The sequence below is a fragment of the Bacillus sp. TE8-1 genome, from assembly GCF_008368855.1.
GTDB lineage: Bacteria > Bacillota > Bacilli > Bacillales > Bacillaceae_G > Bacillus_A > Bacillus_A cereus.
The window spans coordinates 108687-129712 of record NZ_QPET01000004.1 but is presented as its reverse complement, the minus strand read 5'-3'; the positions used below and the strand labels follow the sequence as shown (position 1 = coordinate 129712).

The window sequence follows — 21026 nt, the reverse complement described above, 5'->3', positions numbered from 1 at the left end:
TTGAAAAAATAGCCTGTATATATTTGAACGATGAATAACTTACCTATTTTCTTGTGTTTGTTTACACTATATACAGAAAAATTTGAAAAACAAAACGTATTATTTATCTGTTTGTTTTTGCTTCTTTTTCAAATATTCCGTACGCAATTTTTCAAGTTGCTGCTTTTTATCAAATTTGGCAGGTTTCTGTTTTTCATGGAACTTTGCCACAGCTACCTGACTTTTGGAATCCAATTGATATTTTCCCACTTTGTTCACCTACTTTTCTTGTCTCTAAAGAGAATCTATTCAACAAATATAATATACCTTATTTTCCTGAAGTAAACCTTATTACTTTATTTTAACTGCTTTTTCTCGTTTGTAGACGTAAATTAAAACACCCTTTCACTACATTACTGCAAGCAAGGGTGTTTTAATTTTATTATTTTATTAGTTGATGGCCATGCCTACATAAGGGCACAGTTTACTCTTTCCCATCTAATAAACGACCAAGTCCACCTAATACACTACCTTCGCCAGTACTTTGCGCTGCTGGGCTTGTAAGGCGTGCTGCTAAGCGGCTAAGTGTTAAGGACTGAATCCAAACTGTTCCAGGACCTTCTAATGTTGCGAAGAATAAACCCTCGCCGCCAAATAGAGCTGTTTTTACTTTACCAACGAACTCGACATCATAGTTAATGTCTTTTGTCATAGCAACGAGACAACCTGTATCAATACGAAGTTTCTCACCAGGTTTTAATTCACGTTTATATACAGTTCCACCTGCGTGCATGAAAGCAAGGCCATCACCTTCAAGTTTCTGCATGATGAAACCTTCACCACCGAAGAAACCAGTTCCTATTTTTTTCGTAAATTCAATTCCGATGGAAACACCTTTTGCGGCACAAAGAAAGGCATCTTTTTGACAAACTACTTTTCCTTGATACTCTGTTAAATCTACAGGAATAATTTTACCAGGATAAGGAGCAGCAAATGAGACGTGGCGCTTGCCGTGACCTGTATTTGTAAATACAGTCATAAACATACTTTCGCCTGTAACGAGACGTTTACCAGCGCCCATTAATTTTCCGAATAAACCTCCAGATGGGCCAGAACCATCACCGAAGATTGTTTCCATTTCTATGTAATCTTCCATCATCATCATTGCGCCAGCTTCTGCGATCACGCTCTCTTCTGGATCTAACTCAATTTCAACAAACTGCATATCATCGCCATATAACTTATACTCGATTTCGTGTGCTCTCATTTTTTTCACCTCGTATGTAATAGATACTTATATTGTACAGAATTTAATAGGATTAGAATACTTTAGTTTTGTTAATTTTCAAATAAAGTGGAACCAGCCAAAACTGATTATCAGCTCCCGCCAATCAAGCTGTCCACAAATGGCGGGATAATATATGAATATGGAAATTCAACATTATATTAAAATTATAAAAAAATGGTGGAATGAAAGTGTTCTCATTTGACGTTTTGGATATAGCGTGATATAGTGAAATCACTATTGAGCTACATAATGTGGTACGGAAATAAAGCACGTTGAATTAAAGGCTGTAAGCTTGTTATACATTCATGTCCTTTATATCCACCTTTTCATGTGGATTCATAGTTTCATTTTTATTTAGGAGGTACATGACATGCAAACAGGTAAAGTTAAATGGTTCAACAGCGAAAAAGGTTTCGGTTTCATCGAAGTTGAAGGTGGAGACGATGTATTCGTTCACTTCTCAGCTATCCAAGGTGACGGATTCAAAACTTTAGAAGAAGGTCAAGAAGTTTCTTTCGAAATCGTTGAAGGTAACCGTGGACCACAAGCTGCTAACGTTACAAAAAACTAATTAGCTAGCGATAAAAAGCATTCCGATTTTCGGAATGCTTTTTTTTATTCTTTGGAACTAGATTCATTTGAAGATAATTCACCTTTGAAGGTACGTTCTTCAAAATCATCAAGCATTTGTTCATATTCTTCATGCTCTTCTGTAGCGAAAACTTGTGGGTTTTTCCCGTACATATCCGTACCGATAAAGTTTTCAAAATCCTCCACGTAGCCTACGTTTTCTTCACTATTTACATACATGCCATTATAGTTTTTTGAATCTTGTCTTTCTAAATCAGACGGCGTTTCAGATGTTCCGTAATTTGCGACATCTTGCCACGCATCTTCCGCATCGTACTCAACAGAATGGTCCTCATCATGCTTGTGGAAAGAAGGAGACAACACTTCTTCTTCAACTGGTCGTGTATTCATATTTAACTTATTTGTCGCGTGCTGGATGCATGTTGTAGCGGTTGGCATTGCTTCCAATCTTTCAAATGGAATTTCTTCGCCAGACACTTCGCAAATGCCGTACGTACCCGCTTCTATTTTTTGCAAGGCATGTTTCGTGTCTTCAAGCTGTTTATGCCAAAGTTCAATAAGTCCGAAGTCTTTTTCCCGTTCATATAGCTCTGTAGCCATATCAGCTGGATGGTTATCATAGCTAGATAATTCTCCAACGGAATCACGTTCAGAAGCACGATCTGTATTTTCATGAGTTTGTATCGTTTGCTCTAGTTCTTGTTTTTGTTTTTCTAAAATGGATTTAAATTGACCTACTTGTTGTGGAGTTAACATAGTCGTCCACCTTCCTACAATTCAGTTTCTTTACATAGTATGGGCGTTGAGAGTAGGAATTATGAGATGAATTTCAGATATGAAAAAGGAGCCGCATAAGCAGCTCCTTTTATAGAAAGTATCCAAGTAATAATCCGATTCCCATTAGGAAACCGAAGATTGTATTTGTTTTTGCTGTTGCAATCATCGCAGGTACCATTTCTATTGGAATGCTTTTGCCGATAAAGCCTTTCGTCGCTTTAAATGCTTTCGGTGCACTTAAAAATACGATAAGCATCCATGGTGATACGATGCCCACGATAATTAAAGCAATTGTCCAAATGTAGGAAACGATGAACATCGAAGCAAGTACACCAACCGCTCGCTCGCGCCCAACGAGAATTGCTAACGTTTTACGACCGTTTTCTTTATCGCCATCCAAGTCACGAATATTATTAGCTAGTAAAATGGCGCCAATTAAAATGGAGCTTGGGATAGATAGTAAAATGACTTCTGATATTACAGTTCCAGTTTGAATAAAGAATGAAATCCCAATAATAATGACACCCATAAATAATCCGGCTGTCAACTCTCCAAATGGTGTATATGCAATTGGAAGTGGGCCACCTGTATAAAGGTAAGCAACGGCCATACAAACAAGACCGATTGCAGCAAGCCACCAGCTAGAATTCATACAAATATAAACACCTAGTAGTATTGCGATGCCGAAAAATCCAAATGCTAAGTTAAGCACTGTTTTTGGCTGAATGCCATCGCGAACGATAGCGCCGCCGATACCAACTGAACCTTCGTGATCGAGTCCTCTTTTATAATCAAAGTATTCATTAAACATGTTTGTTGCTGCTTGAATGAGAAGACAAGCAAGAAGCATCATAAGGAAAAGAGGAAGATGTATTTGATTTATACCTCCGACCTGCATCGAATATGCTGTTCCGATGAAAACAGGTACGAAAGCGGCTGTTAATGTATGGGGACGTAGTAAACTCCACCAGATGCGCCAGCCTGTTTGCTTACTTGGCTTTGGCGCCGTAGGAGAGGAATTCGTTTTGACGTTCATTTCCATGTTGAATCCTCCTTTGGTCACATATTGTACACAACTAAGTGTAGAAAAAGCATCATTTAGTGTCAACGTTTATTTTCTAGGAAGAGAAGGTGAATTTCTCAGAAATGCTAAACGTTGACAGGCCTTTCGTTTGAGGTGTATCTTAAAATCAAGCGTAATTATGACTATTTTTCGCCCATAGGGGGGAGACAATTGTGATTCAAACGAAACAAAAAGGCTTGCAAGAAGTTCTTATTGCAGCTATCAAGCGTGCAACTAACGAAAAAACATTGGTTAGTTTTGTAAAACAAATAGACTGGGTGGATCCGCTTCTGTTCTATGCAGCAGGAAAAAGGATTTCATTCGAAAATAGATGTTATTTTGCAGACCCGGCTCAGCATGTAATATTTGCAGGAATTGGCTCTGTTTTCACTATAGCAAATTCTTCTCATAAGCGCTTTCAAACCGCTCGCGACGAGTGGGAGAAAGTAAAAGAGAATGCATTTGTCCAAAGAGATGAATATGAATTTGGAACGGGTCCGCTTTTATTTGGTGGTTTTTCCTTTGATCCAGAAAAAGAGAAAACGGACCTATGGAAAGAGTTTAAAGATACGACATTTTCACTACCAGCATTTTTATTAACTGTAAAAAATGAAAAAGCATGGTTAACGATGAATACATTTGTTTCAGCAACAGATTGTGCAGAAAATCTTTATAACGAAATGATTTCTTTAGAAGAGAAAATTTTGAGAGAGAGTAAATGTGCGCTAAACGGATCGAAATTGACTGTTATTTCTAAAGTAGAAGTGGATCCGAAAGGCTGGATGAAAGCAATTGAAAAAGTACAAGATGAGATGAAGCAGGGTAACGTGCAGAAGGTTGTATTGGCGAGGGAACTAAAAGTAGAGATGAATCATTCGATTGATTCTGCTCTTGTTTTAGAAGCACTTCGCATTGGTCAACCGGATTGTTACGTATTTTCTTTTGATTATAAAGGAGCATGCTTCTTAGGAGCGACGCCTGAGAGATTAATTCGCAAAGAAGATGAGAAATTTACATCGATGTGTCTTGCGGGTTCAATCGGTCATGGTCATTCTATAGAAGAAAGTAAGCGAAATAGTAATGCGCTTCTTCATGATGAAAAGAATTTAGCTGAACATGGGTATGTTGTTAACATGATCCGCTCGGTACTAAATGAACATTGCGAATACGTTAATATTCCGGAAAGCCCAGGTTTATTAACAACGAAAAACTTAATTCACTTATATACGCCTGTAGAAGCAAAAGGCGATGCGAGTCTTTTAACAATGGTAGAAGAATTACATCCAACACCAGCTCTTGGCGGGACACCTCGTTTGGAAGCGATGAAACTGATCCGTGATGTTGAATTGTTAGACAGAGGGTTGTATGGTGCACCGATTGGCTGGATAGATGATGAAGGAAATGGTGAATTTGCGGTTGCGCTGCGCTGCGGATTATTAAACGGCGAGAAAGCATCCTTATTTGCCGGTTGTGGTATTGTAATTGATTCAATCCCGCAGCTTGAATATGAAGAAACAAGTTTGAAGTTTAGACCGATGCTTGGTGCTTTGGAGGAATTAATGAAATGAACAATCATATAGAAGCATTATCATATTATTTAGGCGCGTTCGTGGATGAACTGACGCGTCTAGATGTATGTGATGTTGTCATTAGTCCAGGCTCACGGTCAACGCCGATTGCTTTACTAATGGAACAACACGAAGGAATGAACACATATTTACATGTGGATGAAAGATCAGCAGGATTTTTCGCGCTCGGTATTGCGAAAGCAAAAAAACGCCCAGTAGCATTATTATGTACGTCAGGAACAGCAGCAGCGAACTATTATCCAGCTGTATGTGAAGCTTTTCATTCAAGGGTCCCACTTATCGTCTTAACAGCGGATAGACCGCATGAATTAAGAGATGTGGGTGCACCACAAGCAATGAATCAATTTAATTTATACGGTACTTTTGTGAAACAATTTACAGAGATGGCACTGCCAGAAGCAAGTGAAGCGATGTATCATTACGCTCGTATGACGACGCAGCGTATAGTAGCAAATGCTTGTTTAGCACCGCAGGGTCCTGTTCATCTTAATTTTCCAGTTCGCGAGCCACTTATCCCTGATTTCTCACTAGAAAGCTTATGGGATAAAGGACGTAGTGAATATACAGGAGTAGTTCAGCAAGGAAACGCGGTGATGCCGAGTGAATATGTAGATTCTCTTGTAGGGCGCCTTTCACATATGGAAAAGGGGCTTATTATTTGTGGAGATGATAGTCATGCAGAAATCGCAATGTTTGCAACGCAACTAGCTGAAAAAACTGGCTATCCTATATTAGCAGACCCACTTTCTAATATTCGTAGCGGACACCACGATAAAACGATGGTAATTGACTGTTATGATACATTTTTACGAAATGAAAAGTTAAAAGAAACATGGAAACCGGACGTTTTAATTCGCTTTGGTGGTATGCCTGTTTCTAAATCATTAACGCAGTTCATAAAAAAACAAACAAAAGCAGTTCATATCGTTGTCGATGAATCAGGACAATGGAGAGATCCAGCTCTTGTTGCGACAGAAGTTGTGCAAGCAAGTGACATTGAATTCTGCAAGGCATTAATAGAAAAAATGCCAGTTATGAAAAAGAATGATTGGTCCCTAATGTGGCAACATATAAACGAAAAAACGAAGGCAACGCTTCGTGAAATGGAAACATATGAAACTGCATTTGAAGGAAAGGTTATTACAGATATTGTGCGCGTATTACCAGAAGACGCAACGTTATTTGCGAGCAATAGTATGCCAATTCGTGATACAGACTCATTCTTCTTCACATCGGATAAAAACATCCATGTGATGGCAAACCGTGGTGTAAATGGTATTGATGGAATCATTTCGACAGCTCTAGGAGCAAGCATTATTTGCGATCCACTTGTATTAGTAATTGGTGATTTATCATTTTATCACGATTTAAACGGGCTGTTAGCAGCGAAATTACATGAATTAAACATAACAATTGTCGTTGTAAATAATGATGGTGGGGGTATTTTCTCATTCTTACCACAGTATGAGAAAAAGGAACATTTTGAATCATTATTTGGAACACCAATTGGACTTGATTATGAGCATGTTGTCAAAATGTACGGCGGTTCATTTAGCCGTGTAAATGGTTGGGAGCAATTCCGAGAAGAAGTTCGAAAAGGAACGACGACAGAAGGTTTACACGTTGTGGAAATTTGTACGAATCGTGATGAAAACTTAACATTGCACCGTACATTATGGGCAAAAACGATGGACGTAATTACTACATCTTTACAAGGTGAATCAAAATGAAAGTAACGCTGCAAGGTGTATCGTATGAATATGAAGTAGTCGGAAGCGGGGAACCACTTCTACTTCTTCATGGTTTTACGGGAAGCATGGAAACGTGGCGTTCTTTTATCTCTTCATGGAGTGAGCAGTTTCAAGTTATTGTAGTGGATCTTGTTGGACACGGAAAGACGGAGAGTCCTGAAGATGTTGCGCATTATGATATCCGAAATGTGGCATTGCAAATGAAAGAACTACTAGATTACCTTCATATTGAAAAAGCACATATACTTGGCTATTCAATGGGCGGTAGATTGGCGATTACGATGGCATGTCTATATCCAGATTATGTACACTCTCTTTTATTAGAAAATTGTACAGCTGGGCTCGAAAACGAAGCAGATAGAAAAGAACGTCGTGAAAAAGATGATCGACTTGCCGATAAAATTGAGCGAGAAGACATAGAAAGTTTTGTATCCATGTGGGAAAATATTCCGCTTTTTGAAACGCAAAAACGTTTAGCAAAAAACGTACAAGAAGCGGTGCGAAAAGAACGACTTGCTAACAATCCAAAAGGACTTGCAAATAGCTTGCGCGGCATGGGAACGGGGGCTCAGCCTTCATGGTGGGATGAGCTGAAAAACTTAAAAATACCTGTTCTTTTAATGAACGGAGAGTATGATGAAAAGTTCTTTCGTATATTAAAAAATATTGAAAAATGCATCTCTGACGCGAAATTTGTCAAAATTGATGGTGCTGGCCATGCAATTCATGTGGAACAACCGGAAAAGTTTGATACAATAGTAAAGGGATTTCTAAAAACTATGCAGTGATGCTTTTTTCAGTTAAGAATGAAGTTACACTTATAGAGGAGATCAGAAATATACAAGGAGGTAGTTGTAATGGCTATTGAATGGGTAAAAGAAGGCAATTACGAAGATATTATTTATTCAACATACAATGGTATCGCAAAGATTTCGATTAACCGCCCTGAAGTACATAACGCATTCCGTCCTAAAACGGTAATGGAGTTAATCGACGCTTTTGCACAAGCTCGTGATGATGCAAATGTTGGCGTTATCATTTTAACAGGTGAAGGTGGACGTGCATTCTGTTCTGGCGGCGACCAAAAAGTTCGCGGTCATGGTGGATATGTAGGTGACGACCAAATCCCTCGTTTAAACGTATTAGACTTACAACGTCTAATTCGCGCAATTCCTAAACCAGTTATCGCAATGGTAGCAGGTTATGCAATCGGTGGTGGACACGTACTTCATATCGTATGTGACTTAACAATCGCTGCAGACAACGCTGTATTCGGACAAACAGGTCCTAAAGTAGGAAGCTTTGACGGTGGATACGGAGCTGGTTACTTAGCTCGTATGGTAGGCCACAAGAAAGCTCGCGAAATTTGGTACCTATGCCGTCAATATAGTGCTCAAGAAGCGCTTGATATGGGCTTAGTAAACACTGTAGTACCATTAGAAGAGCTTGAAGCAGAAACAGTACAATGGGCACAAGAAATTTTAGCAAACAGCCCAATGGCACTTCGTTTCCTAAAAGCTGCATTCAACGCAGACACAGACGGTCTAGCTGGTATTCAACAACTAGCTGGAGATGCAACGTTATTGTACTACACAACTGACGAAGCAAAAGAAGGCCGCGACGCATTCAAAGAAAAACGCAGTCCGGACTTCGGTCAATTCCCTCGTTTCCCGTGATCAAACCAAAAGCGGAAGCGGCTTGCTTAGAACAAGAGGGCGTTGGAACTCCTGACGTAGAGGCGCTTTTTGCCTCGTAGGAAGGCGTGAAACGACCGACTGTTCTAGCCGCTGTAGCTGGATGAAACCAAAAGCGAAAGCAGCTCGTTCAGAATGTGAGGGGGATGGAGCTTCTGACGTAGAGGCGCTTTTTGCCTCGTAGGAAGAAGTGAAGCCACCGAGCATTCTAGCTGCTGTAGCTGGATAAGACCAAACCGGAAACAAAACAACTAAGAGACTTGATATCATATCAAGTCTCTTTCTTTCATGAAAGGAGAATGAATGATGGAGACGATGCCAAATTGGTTAATGCAACGTGCATTTTTAACACCAGATCGCACTGCAATTGAAATAGAGGAAGAGAAAGTTACTTTTATGGAGCTGCATGAAAAAGTAGTATCTGTTTGTGAACACCTCACGCATGTTGGAGTGGAGCGAGGGCAAAAGGTGGCTGTTCTGATGAAAAATGGTATGGAGATGATTACAGTTATTCACGCCCTATCTTATGTAGGTGCAGTAGCTGTGCTTTTAAATACGCGTCTTTCAAGAGAAGAGCTACTTTGGCAAATGGATGATGCTGAAGTTGTTTGTTTAGTAACGGATCAAGATTTTGATGCTAAAGATGTTCCTGTTTATTCATTCGCCGAAGTGATGAATGGACCAAAAGAGGAAGCCTCTATACAAGAAGAGTTTTCTTTAGAAGAAGCGATGACAATCATTTATACGTCTGGGACGACAGGAAAACCGAAAGGCGTTATTTTAACGTACGGTAATCATTGGGCAAGTGCGGTTGGCTCTTCGCTTAACTTAGGGTTTCGTGATGATGATTGCTGGTTAGCTTGTATGCCGATGTTCCATGTTGGCGGGCTATCTCTTTTAATGAAAAACATTATGTACGGCATGCGCATTTTACTTGTTCCGAAATATGATGCTGATTTTATTCATAAAGCACTTCAAACGAGAGGTGTTACGATTATTTCTGTTGTATCCAAAATGTTAACAGATTTATTAGAGAGACTTGGAGAAGGGACATACCCAGCTTCTTTACGATGCATGTTACTTGGCGGAGGACCAGCGCCGAAACCGTTATTAGAAACATGTGTAGAAAAAGGAATCCCTGTGTATCAAACGTACGGTATGACAGAAACGTCTTCGCAAATTTGCACGTTATCAGCAGATTACATGTTAACGAAAGTAGGATCAGCTGGAAAACCACTATTTCAGTGCCAACTTCGTATTGAAAAAGATGGCGTAGTAGTGCCACCATTTGCGGAAGGTGAGATTGTAGTAAAAGGGCCGAACGTAACAGGCGGTTACTTTAATCGTGAAGATGCGACGCGAGAGACTATTCAAAACGGATGGCTTCATACTGGCGACCTCGGTTATTTAGACGAAGAAGGGTTTTTATACGTATTAGATCGCCGCAGTGATTTAATTATTTCTGGCGGAGAGAACATATATCCAGCTCAAATTGAAGAAGTGTTGCTTTCTCATCCGGCAGTAGCGGAAGCTGGTGTTGTCGGCATGGCTGACGATAAATGGGGACAAGTACCAGCTGCTTTTGTTGTGAAAAGCGGGGCGGTAACAGAAGAAGAAATTCTTCATTTTTGCGAGGAGAAATTAGCGAAATATAAAGTGCCGAAGAAAGCATGTTTCTTAGAGGAATTACCACGTAACGCTTCGAAAAAATTGTTAAGACGAGAGTTAAGACAATTAGTGGAGGAGATGTAGGTGGAAATAAAAAAAGCGACACTGTATATAACGGAAATGCCACTCGTAATCCCGTTTGCTGCAAGCTACGGGACTTACGAAAAGCGTGAGAGTATCGTTATTGAATTAGAGGATACGGACGGGTGCATTGGATTTGGGGAAGTCGTTGCATTCTCTGAACCGTGGTATACGGAAGAAACGGTGAAGACAGCGCTGCATATACTGCAAGACTTTTTAATACCTGATTTATTAAAGGCTGAAATTTCTCATCCGAATGAGGTACCGGGTCTATTTCAACATATAAAAAGAAACCGAATGGCAAAAGCCGGAATAGAGGGGGCTGTTTGGGATTTATATGCGAAGCGTCAAAAGAAGTCGTTAGCGACATTGCTTGGCGGAACGAAGTCTGAAATTGAAGTCGGCGTTGTAATTGGCCTTAATACGATTCCAGTTATGTTAAAACAAATCGAGAAGTACGCGGAAGAAGGATACGAGCGTTTTAAAGTAAAAATAAAACCGGGGCATGATTATGAGTTATTGAAAGAAATTCGTAAAGAGTTTCCGCATATCCCGTTAATGGCTGATGCAAATTCAGCATATACATTAGGGGATACGGAGAGGCTGAAACGACTAGATGAATTCCAATTAATGATGATTGAACAACCGTTAGCGGATTACGATTTTCTTGATCACGCGGAATTGCAAAAGAAAATTGAAACGCCGATTTGTTTAGATGAAAGTATTCATAGTTTAGAAGATGCACGCGTTGCGATTACGCTTGGTAGCTGCCAAATTGTGAACATTAAACCAGGGCGAGTGGGCGGATTAACAGAATCGGTTCAGATCCATAATTATTGTATGGAGCATAACGTACCCGTTTGGTGCGGTGGTATGGTAGAAATGGGGATTTCACGAGCGCAAAATGTTGCTCTTGCGTCATTGCCTAACTTTACGATTCCAGGAGATATATCTGCTTCTAGTAGACATTGGGAGCAGGATATTATTTGGCCGGAAGTGACGCTTGAGGGCGGGAAAGTGATGGTGCCGCAAAGCGTTGATGCTGAGTATGAAGTAGATCGCGGAAGATTGGAAGAAATTACGAAGCAGCGGATTGTGTTTGAGCGGTAAATGGAAGTTTCATTAGGATGCCCGCAAATAGCGAGAGGATTTTGTCGTTCATTGTCGGTAAGTCGATATATTTCAATAATTGCTGATATAATTTGAGTTACGGTCGATATAATTGGAAAATCGCTGATATAATTCAAGTTGTGTTCGATATAATTAGAAAATCGCTGATATAATTTTATTTACCAAGGTTACTCTAACGAGTAGCCTTTTTGTATTGTACAAATTGGATAGACTAGTTTACAATCGAGCGTATAAAAATGGAATGAAAAAGGGGGAGTAAAATGAAGCGCATTTCAATTTTAATAGCGGATGACGAGGCAGAAATTGCTGATTTAATTGAGATACATTTAGAAAAAGAAGGGTACCATGTTGTGAAGGCAGCGGATGGGGAAGAGGCGGTTCATATTATTGAAACGCAGCCAATCGACTTGGTAATTTTAGATATTATGATGCCGAAAATGGATGGGTATGAGGTGACGCGTCAAATTCGCACGAAACATCATATGCCGATTATTTTTTTAAGCGCGAAAACTTCGGACTTTGATAAGGTGACAGGTCTTGTACTAGGCGCGGATGATTATATGACGAAGCCTTTCACACCGATTGAATTAGTTGCACGTGTAAATGCACAACTGCGTAGGTTTTTTACGTTAAATCAACCGAAAGTAGCGGAGAGTAAATCTGCTTTAGAAATAGGCGGAGTCGTAATTAATCCCGAGCGTAGGACGGTTGATGTATATGGTGAGCAAATTGAATTAACGCCGAAAGAGTTTGATATTTTATATTTATTAGCGAGTCATCCGAAGAAAGTGTACAATGTGGAAAATATTTTTCAGCACGTATGGGCAGACGATTATTATGAAGGTGGAAATACAGTAATGGTACATATTCGTACGTTGCGGAAGAAACTTGGAGAAGATAAAAGAAAGGATAAATTAATAAAAACAGTGTGGGGAGTAGGTTATACTTTTAATGGCTAATATGATGAAAAGTTTTCGATTTAAAATGATTGCCTTATTTGCGTTAAGTATGGTGCTTGCAGCAACTGTAACTTATATAATTTATAAAGGATTGCAGCTGTATTATAAAACGATGGTTCGCTACGAAGAGCCTTTAGCACAATTTAGGTCAATGGTAAGGGAATTTGGAGACATTAATTTCTTTTTAATTTTCTTTATTCCGTTATCTATTATCTTTTTCTTCTTTTTGACAAAACCGTATTTAAAATACTTTGATGAAATTTCTAATGGGATTCATCATCTTGCGAACGGTAACTTTACGAATAAAGTTCAAGTTTCATCAAATGATGAGTTTGGAAATATCGCGCGTGAAATAAATGTTGCAAGTGAAAAGTTAAAAGAAGCTGTTGAAAGAGGAGATTTTGCTGAAAGTAGTAAAAGTCAGCTCGTTGTGAATTTAGCTCATGATTTAAGAACACCATTAACATCCGTGTTAGGATATTTAGATTTAATTCTTAAAGATGAAAATTTAACAAAAGCACAAATTAAACATTTCTCCACAATTGCATATACGAAATCGCAAAGACTGGAAAGTTTAATTGATGAGCTATTTGAAATTACACGTATGAATTATGGCATGCTAAAGCTGGATAAAAAGCCGATTGATATAAGTGAGTTGCTTATACAGTTAGAGGAGGAATTGTATCCGTTATTAGAAAAACATCATTTAGAAGCTAGATTGAATGTGGCTCCTCATTTACCGATGCACGGTGATGGAAAATTGTTAGCTAGAGTATTTGAAAACTTGTTAACAAATGCCGTTCGTTACGGCTATGATGGACAATTTGTTGATATGAATGGGTATGTTGATAATGGAGAAGTTGTCGTACAAATTATGAATTACGGAGATAGCATCCCGGAAGAAGATTTACCGTATCTTTTTGATATGTTCTATACAGGTGATAAAGCAAGAACTGAGAACCGTGGCGGGACAGGCCTTGGACTATTTATTGCGAAAAATATTGTCGAGCAACATAACGGTACGATTTCTGCTGAGAGCAATGTAGTTAGAACGATATTTGAAGTACGATTGCCAAAAGACGAGAATGTAACAATTTAATAAAAATTTAAACTTTACCCCACTTTTTATTTTAATAGTTTTTTCTATTCTATACGTAAGTTACGTTAAGGAGGAACTAGAAATGAAAAAGTGGGTATTTATTTCTTTTTTTATAGTATGCACAGTATGTGTAGGCGTTTATATATCACCGTTATTTCAAAAGGAAATCGACGTTAAAATTGTCGGGAAAGATGAGCTAGTAAAGGCGGCAAACACCGATGGGAAAGAGATTACGAAGGAACAAATTTATAAGGGCGATTTATTATTAGTTAACAGGGATTACCCAGTAAAAAAAGATAGTATTAGGTCTGATATTATAAATGTAAATCATAATAGTGAATTAGTGAGAGGCTATGTAATATTTGATAGAAATCTTCGTTTATCAAAGGATGTTGTGAAAAAGTTTTTGAACGTTGTCGATGCGGCTGGAAAAGAAAGTGTTAACCATTTTTTGATTAGTAGTGGCTATAGAGATTTCCAAGAGCAAAAACAGCTATATGAAAAAATGGGATCTGATTATGCACTTCCAGCAGGATACAGTGAACATAACTTAGGATTATCACTGGACATTGGGTCTACTCAAAAGAAAATGGAGAAAGCGCCTGAAGGAAAATGGATTGAAGAGAACGTATGGAAGCATGGCTTTGTATTACGTTATCCGAAAAATAAAAGTAACATTACAGGCATTCAATATGAGCCATGGCATATACGTTATGTAGGCTTACCTCATAGCGCAATTATGCAAAAAAAGAATTTCACACTAGAGGAATATTTAGAGTTTTTAAAAGAGGAAAAAGAGATTTCAACTGAAGTAGAAGGTAAGAAATATACTGTTTCTTATTATAAAGTTTCTGAGAATATGAAAGTGAACGTTCCAGCAAACAAGCAGTATGAAATTTCCGGGAACAATATGGATGGGGTTATTGTGACGGTTCAGGAATAGAGAAAGAGGTTGTTCCGTTTGGAGCAACCTCTTCGTATATATAAGAAAGGGATTGATGTTTTTTGTCGGTAAATCGATATTCTTTGTCGAATCGTTGATATATTGTGAGTTACGGTAGATATAATTGAAAAATCGTTGATATATTGTAAGTTATGATAGATATATTCAAAAAATCGTTGATATAATTTCCTATACTATTAGCATTTTGGAGGAGCATCTTTTTATTTGTTTTTAAACATTATAACGTTATATTTACTTCTCCCTTTTTTTGTGTTACGCTAAACGTGTGAAAGAGATATAAAATGAAACTTTAATGTAAGCGTATTCTTATGGCTTCTTATAGAAAAGGGTGGAAATACAATGACAGAACGATTCGTACTACGTAATGTGAAACGTGTGAACGGGGAAGAGATTGACATTGTAATTGAAAATAATAAAATCGCACAGGTGACGAAAGCTGGTGCTGGCGAGGGTGGAAAGGTTCTTGATTACTCTGGTACTTACGTATCGAGTGGTTGGATTGATTTACACGTTCATGCTTTTCCAGAGTTTGATCCGTATGGCGATGAGGTGGATGAAATTGGCGTTAAGCAAGGGGTAACGACAATTGTTGATGCGGGTAGCTGCGGAGCTGATCGTATTGCAGATTTAGTAAAAAGTAGAGAGCAGGCAAAAACGAATTTATTTGCCTTTTTAAATATTTCTCGCATCGGTTTGAAACGAATTGATGAACTATCCAATATGGAATGGATCGATAAAGAGAAAGTAATAGAAGCAGTAGAAAAGTATAAAGATGTAATCGTTGGGTTAAAGGCGAGAATGAGTAAAAGTGTCGTTTGTGATAGCGGAATTGAACCGCTTCATGTTGCACGCTCTTTATCCCGTGAAACATCATTACCAATTATGGTACATATCGGTTCAGCGCCTCCTCGCATTGAGGAAGTTGTACCTCTTTTAGAAAAAGATGATGTCATTACACATTACTTAAACGGGAAAGAAAATAATTTATTTGATGAAGAAGGCAAACCGCTACCTGTATTACTAGATGCAGTGAATCGTGGTGTTCATTTAGATGTTGGTCACGGTAATGCTAGTTTTTCTTTTAAAGTAGCAGAGGCGGCGAAGCATCACGGTATTGCTTTTAATACAATTAGTACAGATATTTACCGGAAGAATCGCGTGCATGGTCCAGTGTATAGTATGGCTCACGTTCTTTCGAAATTCCTTTACTTAGGTTATCCGCTAGAAGAAGTAATTGATGCGGTTACGAAAAATGCAGCAGAGTGGCTTGAAAAACCAGAGCTTGGCCGTATTCAAGAAGGCGATATTGCAAACTTAACTTTATTTACGGTGAAAGATGAGAAGGTTACGTTAATTGATTCAGAAGGGGATCAGCGCATTGCTGAAAGAAGGATTGATACGAAAGGGGTTGTAATTAATGGGTCATTCATTGAATGCTAAGTACGGATTAAAAAGAGTAATTAATGCGAGCGGTAGAATGAGTATTTTAGGTGTATCTGCTCCTACAGATACAGTAATGGATGCGATGAAACATGGGGGACAAAATTATGTGGAAATTGCTGATTTAGTAGATAAAGCGGGAGACCATATTGCGAGAATTCTAGATTCAGAGGCAGCGGTCGTTGTGAACTCAGCATCGAGTGGAATTGCGCTTTCTATCGCTGGTATCGTTACAGAAGGAAATCACCGTAAAAGTGAAAGACTTCATCAAGAAGTAATCGCGAAAAACGAAGTGATTATGTTAAAAGGTCATAACGTTCAATACGGTGCTCCTGTTGAAACGATGATTTACTTAGGCGGCGGTAAACTTGTAGAAGTTGGCTATGCAAATGAAGGGAAAGCAGAGCATATTGAAGATGCAATTGGTGAAAATACAGCAGCGATTCTGTATGTGAAATCACATCATGCAGTGCAAAAAAATATGATTTCTGTTGAAGAAGCATGGGAAGTTGCGCAGCGAAATAAAGTACCGCTTATCGTGGATGCAGCAGCTGAAGAAGACATTCAAAAATATGTGAAGTATTCAGATCTTGCTATTTATAGCGGTTCAAAGGCAATTGAAGGACCTACTTCTGGTATTGTGGGCGGTAAAAGAAAGTATATTGAATGGCTGAAAGTGCAATTACATTGCATTGGAAGAAGCATGAAAGTTGGGAAAGAAACAACTTTTGGTTTACTTCAAGCACTTGATGAGTACGGAGTAAAAGAAGATAAGAGCGAGCAAGAAAAAGAATTGCTACAAATACTTATGCCGCTAAAAGAATTAAATGGTGTAAATGTAACGATCGTTCAAGATGAAGCTGGGAGAGCAATCTTTCGAGCTCGTATTCATATTAACGAGAAAGAATTAAATAAATCAGCAAAAGATGTTGTGACTGCATTACGCGAAGGGGAAATTGCCATTTATACACGTGATTACGGAGTAAGACAAGGATTCTTTGATATTGATCCACGTCCACTTCAAGGTGATGACATATATGTGATTGAAGAAAAATTGAGAGAAATTGTAGGGGGAAACTAAAATGACAAACATTCAAAAACGTTTTTATAAAGACCGCGTAGCATTAAATGTATTGGCAAACAATATCCAAAATGCGAAAGATATTTTTGAAGCAGCAGAAGGATATGTAGTAGTAGGTGTTTTATCAAAAGATTATGCAACTGTAGAAGAAGCTGTTACAGCGATGAAAGCATACGGAAAAGAAATTGATGACGCTATATCAATCGGACTAGGTGCAGGAGATAATCGCCAAGCGGCAGTTGTCGCTGAAATTGCGAAGCATTATCCTGGCAGTCATATTAACCAAGTGTTCCCTTCAGTTGGAGCGACACGTGCAAATCTTGGCGAAAAAGATAGCTGGATTAATAGTTTAGTATCGCCAACAGGAAAAGTAGGTTACGTAAATATTTCTACTGGCCCAATTAGTGCGGCTGGAGAAGAAAAAGCAATCGTTCCAATTAAAACAGCGATCGCACTTGTACGTGATATGGGCGGAAATTCATTGAAGTACTTCCCAATGAAAGGGCTAGCTCACGAAGAAGAATATCGCGCAGTTGCGAAAGCTTGTGCGGAAGAAGGATTCGCATTAGAGCCAACAGGCGGAATTGATAAAGAAAACTTCGAAACAATTGTACGTATTGCGCTTGAAGCAAATGTAGAGCAAGTTATCCCGCACGTGTACTCTTCTATTATTGATAAAGAAACTGGTAACACGAAAGTAGAAGATGTGCGTGAATTATTAGCAGTCGTGAAGAAGCTAGTTGATCAATATGCGTAAGAAAATTGCAGCGTTCGGCGAAGTAATGATGCGCCTGCAAGTACCTGGATATGAATTGTTGTCGCAAGCTAACACGTTAAATTACTCATTTTCAGGTACAGGTGTGAACGTTGCAGCGGCACTTTCTCACTTAGGGCATGAAGGGCTTCTTATTTCAACTTTACCGGAAAATTCGGTTGGAGATGCAGCTGTATCTTACATTCAAAAGTTAGGGATTCAAACTTCTCTTGTTTCAAGAGGCGGTAAATATGTAGGTATGTATTTTTTAGAAAATGGATTCGGTGCACGTGCAAGCCGCGTTACGTATTCGAATCGACTAGAAAGTAGCTTCAATACGGCGTCTGAAGAGATGTACCAATTTGAAGAAATTGCTAAGGAAATTGATATCGTTCATTTTTGCGGTATTACACTTGCGATGAATGATACGGTGCGCCATCATATGAAGTCTTTAGCGAGAGCAGTTAAAGAAAACGGAGGAACCGTCGTTTTTGATTGTAATTATCGTCCATCACTTTGGGGAGAAGACGGATATGAACAGGCAAAACCGCATTATGAAGAAATGCTGGGACTTGCTGATATCGTTATGATGAACGAAAAAGATGCAATGTTTGTTTTAGGAATAAAAACCGAAGAAACGGAGCGAGAGGCGCAACTTGTTGATCTTATTCCAAAGGTAGCTGAAACGTATCATATCGCTACAATCGCTGGTACTCATCGCTCTATTAACAGTGATAATACACATTCGCTTCGCGGGTTTATATGTAAAGATGGAACGTTCACTTTTGCAAAAACACTTACGTTTTCTGTATATGATAGAATAGGTGCTGGAGATGCTTATACGAGCGGAATTATTCATGGCGAGATAAAGGAGTTCGCACCAGAGAAAGCTGTTTCATTTGCGTCAGCAGCTGGAATGCTAGCACATACAATCGTCGGTGATACGCCAATGTCATCAGAGAAGGATATACTTCGGGCAATGACGGCATCAGTAGGTGATGTAGAAAGGTAGTGGGTGTAACGGTGAACGTAACGAGAAAAAAAGGACCATTATATTTGCAAATAAAAAATATTATTCGTGATCGAATATTGCATGGTGTATATGCGATTCATACGAATATTCCTTCCGAACCGCAGTTAGAAGAAGAGTTCAAAGTGAGTAAAATTACAGTGCGAAATGCGATTAAAGAACTCGCTCAAGAAGGATATTTGGAAAAGAAAAGCGGTAAAGGAACGAAAGTCATCCGCAATACTTCTGCGACAAAACTGTCAAAGGGTAAGAAATTTACTGAAGTGTTAGTGGAAGAAGGATATAAAGTACAGAAGAAATTGCTAAAAGCAGAAATTGTGCAGAATGAAGAAGGAACAGTGCCATTTCGATTATTCGGTAAGGAGAGTTTTCGTATTGAACGTTTATATACGTTAAATGATGCACCGTACATTCATTATACGCACTATTTCTCAGCAGGAATGGCAAGTTCAGATTTATCGGATTTTGACTTGCAATCGCTTTATGATTTAGTTGAAGACCGAGGTATTCATTTAGAAAACTTCAGAGATGAATTCGCTGTTGGACTCGCGCCTATTTTCGTTGCAGAAGCGCTAGGTGAAAAAGAGGGGACAGCGCTATTAAAACGCATGCGTTATTCTTACGATGAAGTTGGCGAAATAATTGAATATAGCGAAGGCTACTACAATACAGAAATGCAGCATTATGTAGTGAATTATGACGTATAAAAAAGAGGGGATTTTCCCTCTTTTTTTATAAAGTAAGGAGAATGGGAGATGGATATATACTTATTAATCGTCACGTTACTTGCAATTGCGATTGTTATTTTAGGGGTATCATGGTGGAAATGGCATGCATTTATTAGTTTAACAGTTGCGAGTTTGTTTTTAGCTATCATGTCTGGACTGAACTTAACGAAAATAGTGACTGCCTATGAAACTGGTGTTGGTAGTGTACTAGGGCATTTAGTTGGTATTTTAGCTCTCGGAACAATTTTAGGGAAAATGATGTCCGATTCAGGGGCCGGCATGCAAGTGGCAGATTTCTTTATTCGATTTTTCGGTGTAAGGAAACTACCTTGGGCTATGTTATTTGCAGGATTTGTTATAGGGATTCCAGTGTTTTTTGAAGTGGGGATCGTCATTTTATTACCACTTGTTATTTCCATTCGAAAAACGACGAAGCAAAATATATTATTAATTGCGTTACCTGTCATTGCAGGATTATCTATTGTTCACGGGCTCGTGCCTCCGCATCCAGGGGCGATGACAGCAATCGGTATTTATAACGCGAACTTAGGAAAGGTACTTTTATATTCATTAATTATCGCGTTACCAACAGCCATTATCGCAGGACCGATATTTGCAAAGTGGGTACATAAAAGGGTTATACCTGAAAATGAACCAGAGCTTATTCGAGTTACGACTGTCTCAACTGATTTGCCGAGTAGTAAAGTTTCATTCTTTATTATTTTACTACCAGTTGTATTGATGATTTTATCAGTAGTTGCACCATATATTTCATTACCGAAAAAAATGACTGAATTTTTCGTGTTTATAGGAAGTCCAGTAATCGCCTTACTTATTTCATGTTTCGCAGCATTTTATTTACTTGGTATCAAACAAGGAATTAATAAAAAGATGATTAAAAAATTAACAGACGAAAGTTTATTACCGGTCGGTTCCATTATTTTAATTATCGGTGCAGGCGGTGGATTTAAACAAATATTAATTGAAAGTGGCGTTGGAACGGCCATTGCGCAAATGGCAGAACATATATCGTTATCACCAATTGTATTAGCTTTCATGGTAGCTGGATTAATTCGAATTGCAACAGGTTCAGCGATAGTAGCATTAACGACAGCAGCAGGGATTGTTTCACCAGTTATTCAGCACATGTCTGGTGTGAATTTAGAGTTGCTTGTTATTGCAACCGGTGCAGGATCATTGATGTTTTCTCACGTAAATGATGCAGGGTTCTGGCTTGTAAAAGAGTATTTAGGTTTGACGGTGAAGGAAACGTTTAAAACGTGGACGGTACTCGAGACATTGTTATCATTTATTGCATTTGGTTTTGCTCTTTTGTTGAATATGTTTCTTTAGGAGAGG

Annotated in this window: 20 protein-coding genes; 16 read left to right on the top strand and 4 right to left on the bottom strand. The window is 38.7% G+C overall.

Annotated elements, in window-relative coordinates; genetic code table 11:
• Window positions 1-99 precede the first annotated feature (99 nt).
• A complete protein-coding gene (locus tag DN404_RS30425) occupies window positions 100-249 on the bottom strand; it encodes a hypothetical protein (RefSeq protein WP_000521639.1) in 150 nt (49 codons plus the stop codon).
• Window positions 250-463: 214 nt separating this feature from the next.
• Complete coding sequence (locus DN404_RS04980) at window positions 464-1246, bottom strand: TIGR00266 family protein (protein WP_001201257.1); 783 nt, start codon at window positions 1244-1246, stop codon at window positions 464-466.
• A gap of 391 nt (window positions 1247-1637) precedes the next feature.
• On the opposite strand from DN404_RS04980, the gene cspD reads away from it, so the two are divergent.
• Window positions 1638-1838 carry a cold-shock protein CspD gene (gene cspD / locus DN404_RS04975; protein WP_001193054.1) on the top strand — a complete coding sequence of 67 codons (201 nt, stop codon included), beginning with the start codon at window positions 1638-1640 and terminating at the stop codon, window positions 1836-1838.
• A gap of 44 nt (window positions 1839-1882) precedes the next feature.
• Here cspD and DN404_RS04970 read toward each other — a convergent pair whose 3' ends face one another.
• On the bottom strand, window positions 1883-2614 hold the full coding sequence (locus DN404_RS04970) for a yteA family sporulation protein (RefSeq protein WP_000957393.1): 732 nt from the start codon (window positions 2612-2614) through the stop codon (window positions 1883-1885).
• Window positions 2615-2723: 109 nt separating this feature from the next.
• Window positions 2724-3677 carry a 1,4-dihydroxy-2-naphthoate polyprenyltransferase gene (locus DN404_RS04965; RefSeq protein ID WP_149214789.1) on the bottom strand — a complete coding sequence of 318 codons (954 nt, stop codon included), beginning with the start codon at window positions 3675-3677 and terminating at the stop codon, window positions 2724-2726.
• Between the two features lie 194 nt (window positions 3678-3871).
• Here DN404_RS04965 and DN404_RS04960 point away from each other — a divergent pair, with 194 nt between their 5' ends.
• The 15 genes from DN404_RS04960 (at window position 3872) to gntP (ending at window position 21020) form a co-directional block, all read left to right on the top strand.
• Window positions 3872-5266 (top strand): isochorismate synthase, encoded by a 1395-nt coding sequence (locus tag DN404_RS04960; RefSeq protein WP_016123513.1) that lies wholly within the window; start codon window positions 3872-3874, stop codon window positions 5264-5266.
• Window positions 5263-7017, top strand: coding sequence for a 2-succinyl-5-enolpyruvyl-6-hydroxy-3-cyclohexene-1-carboxylic-acid synthase (gene menD / locus DN404_RS04955; protein WP_149214788.1), 1755 nt, complete (start codon window positions 5263-5265; stop codon window positions 7015-7017). Before DN404_RS04960 ends, menD begins: the two co-directional genes overlap by 4 nt.
• Window positions 7014-7826, top strand: a complete 813-nt coding sequence (gene menH / locus DN404_RS04950) for a 2-succinyl-6-hydroxy-2,4-cyclohexadiene-1-carboxylate synthase (protein ID WP_000869210.1) — start codon at window positions 7014-7016, stop codon at window positions 7824-7826. The genes menD and menH overlap by 4 nt, the downstream gene beginning before the upstream one ends.
• 69 nt (window positions 7827-7895) lie before the next feature.
• On the top strand, window positions 7896-8714 hold the full coding sequence (gene menB, locus DN404_RS04945) for a 1,4-dihydroxy-2-naphthoyl-CoA synthase (RefSeq protein ID WP_000963885.1): 819 nt from the start codon (window positions 7896-7898) through the stop codon (window positions 8712-8714).
• Window positions 8715-9038: 324 nt separating this feature from the next.
• Window positions 9039-10484, top strand: coding sequence for an o-succinylbenzoate--CoA ligase (locus DN404_RS04940; protein ID WP_149214787.1), 1446 nt, complete (start codon window positions 9039-9041; stop codon window positions 10482-10484).
• Window positions 10485-11591 carry an o-succinylbenzoate synthase gene (gene menC / locus DN404_RS04935; RefSeq protein WP_149214786.1) on the top strand — a complete coding sequence of 369 codons (1107 nt, stop codon included), beginning with the start codon at window positions 10485-10487 and terminating at the stop codon, window positions 11589-11591.
• A gap of 281 nt (window positions 11592-11872) precedes the next feature.
• A complete protein-coding gene (locus DN404_RS04930) occupies window positions 11873-12571 on the top strand; it encodes a response regulator transcription factor (protein ID WP_000822509.1) in 699 nt (232 codons plus the stop codon).
• Window positions 12564-13670 carry a sensor histidine kinase gene (locus DN404_RS04925; RefSeq protein ID WP_149214785.1) on the top strand — a complete coding sequence of 369 codons (1107 nt, stop codon included), beginning with the start codon at window positions 12564-12566 and terminating at the stop codon, window positions 13668-13670. The genes DN404_RS04930 and DN404_RS04925 overlap by 8 nt, the downstream gene beginning before the upstream one ends.
• Window positions 13671-13752: 82 nt before the next feature.
• A complete protein-coding gene (locus DN404_RS04920; RefSeq protein ID WP_000759406.1) occupies window positions 13753-14613 on the top strand; it encodes a D-Ala-D-Ala carboxypeptidase VanY in 861 nt (286 codons plus the stop codon).
• Between the two features lie 360 nt (window positions 14614-14973).
• A complete protein-coding gene (locus DN404_RS04915) occupies window positions 14974-16074 on the top strand; it encodes an amidohydrolase/deacetylase family metallohydrolase (protein WP_149214784.1) in 1101 nt (366 codons plus the stop codon).
• Window positions 16052-17155: a DgaE family pyridoxal phosphate-dependent ammonia lyase gene (locus tag DN404_RS04910; protein ID WP_016123506.1), complete on the top strand. Its 1104-nt coding sequence runs from the start codon at window positions 16052-16054 to the stop codon at window positions 17153-17155. Before DN404_RS04915 ends, DN404_RS04910 begins: the two co-directional genes overlap by 23 nt.
• Window position 17156: 1 nt before the next feature.
• Window positions 17157-17912, top strand: coding sequence for a 2-dehydro-3-deoxy-phosphogluconate aldolase (dagF, locus tag DN404_RS04905; RefSeq protein ID WP_149214783.1), 756 nt, complete (start codon window positions 17157-17159; stop codon window positions 17910-17912).
• Window positions 17905-18921: a sugar kinase gene (locus tag DN404_RS04900; protein WP_006915669.1), complete on the top strand. Its 1017-nt coding sequence runs from the start codon at window positions 17905-17907 to the stop codon at window positions 18919-18921. Before dagF ends, DN404_RS04900 begins: the two co-directional genes overlap by 8 nt.
• Entirely contained in the window at window positions 18921-19646 is a 726-nt protein-coding gene (locus tag DN404_RS04895; RefSeq protein WP_000539276.1) for a GntR family transcriptional regulator, read from the top strand. The genes DN404_RS04900 and DN404_RS04895 overlap by 1 nt, the downstream gene beginning before the upstream one ends.
• A gap of 48 nt (window positions 19647-19694) precedes the next feature.
• Window positions 19695-21020 (top strand): gluconate permease GntP, encoded by a 1326-nt coding sequence (gntP, locus tag DN404_RS04890; RefSeq protein WP_149214782.1) that lies wholly within the window; start codon window positions 19695-19697, stop codon window positions 21018-21020.
• The last annotated feature ends 6 nt before the right edge of the window (window positions 21021-21026 follow it).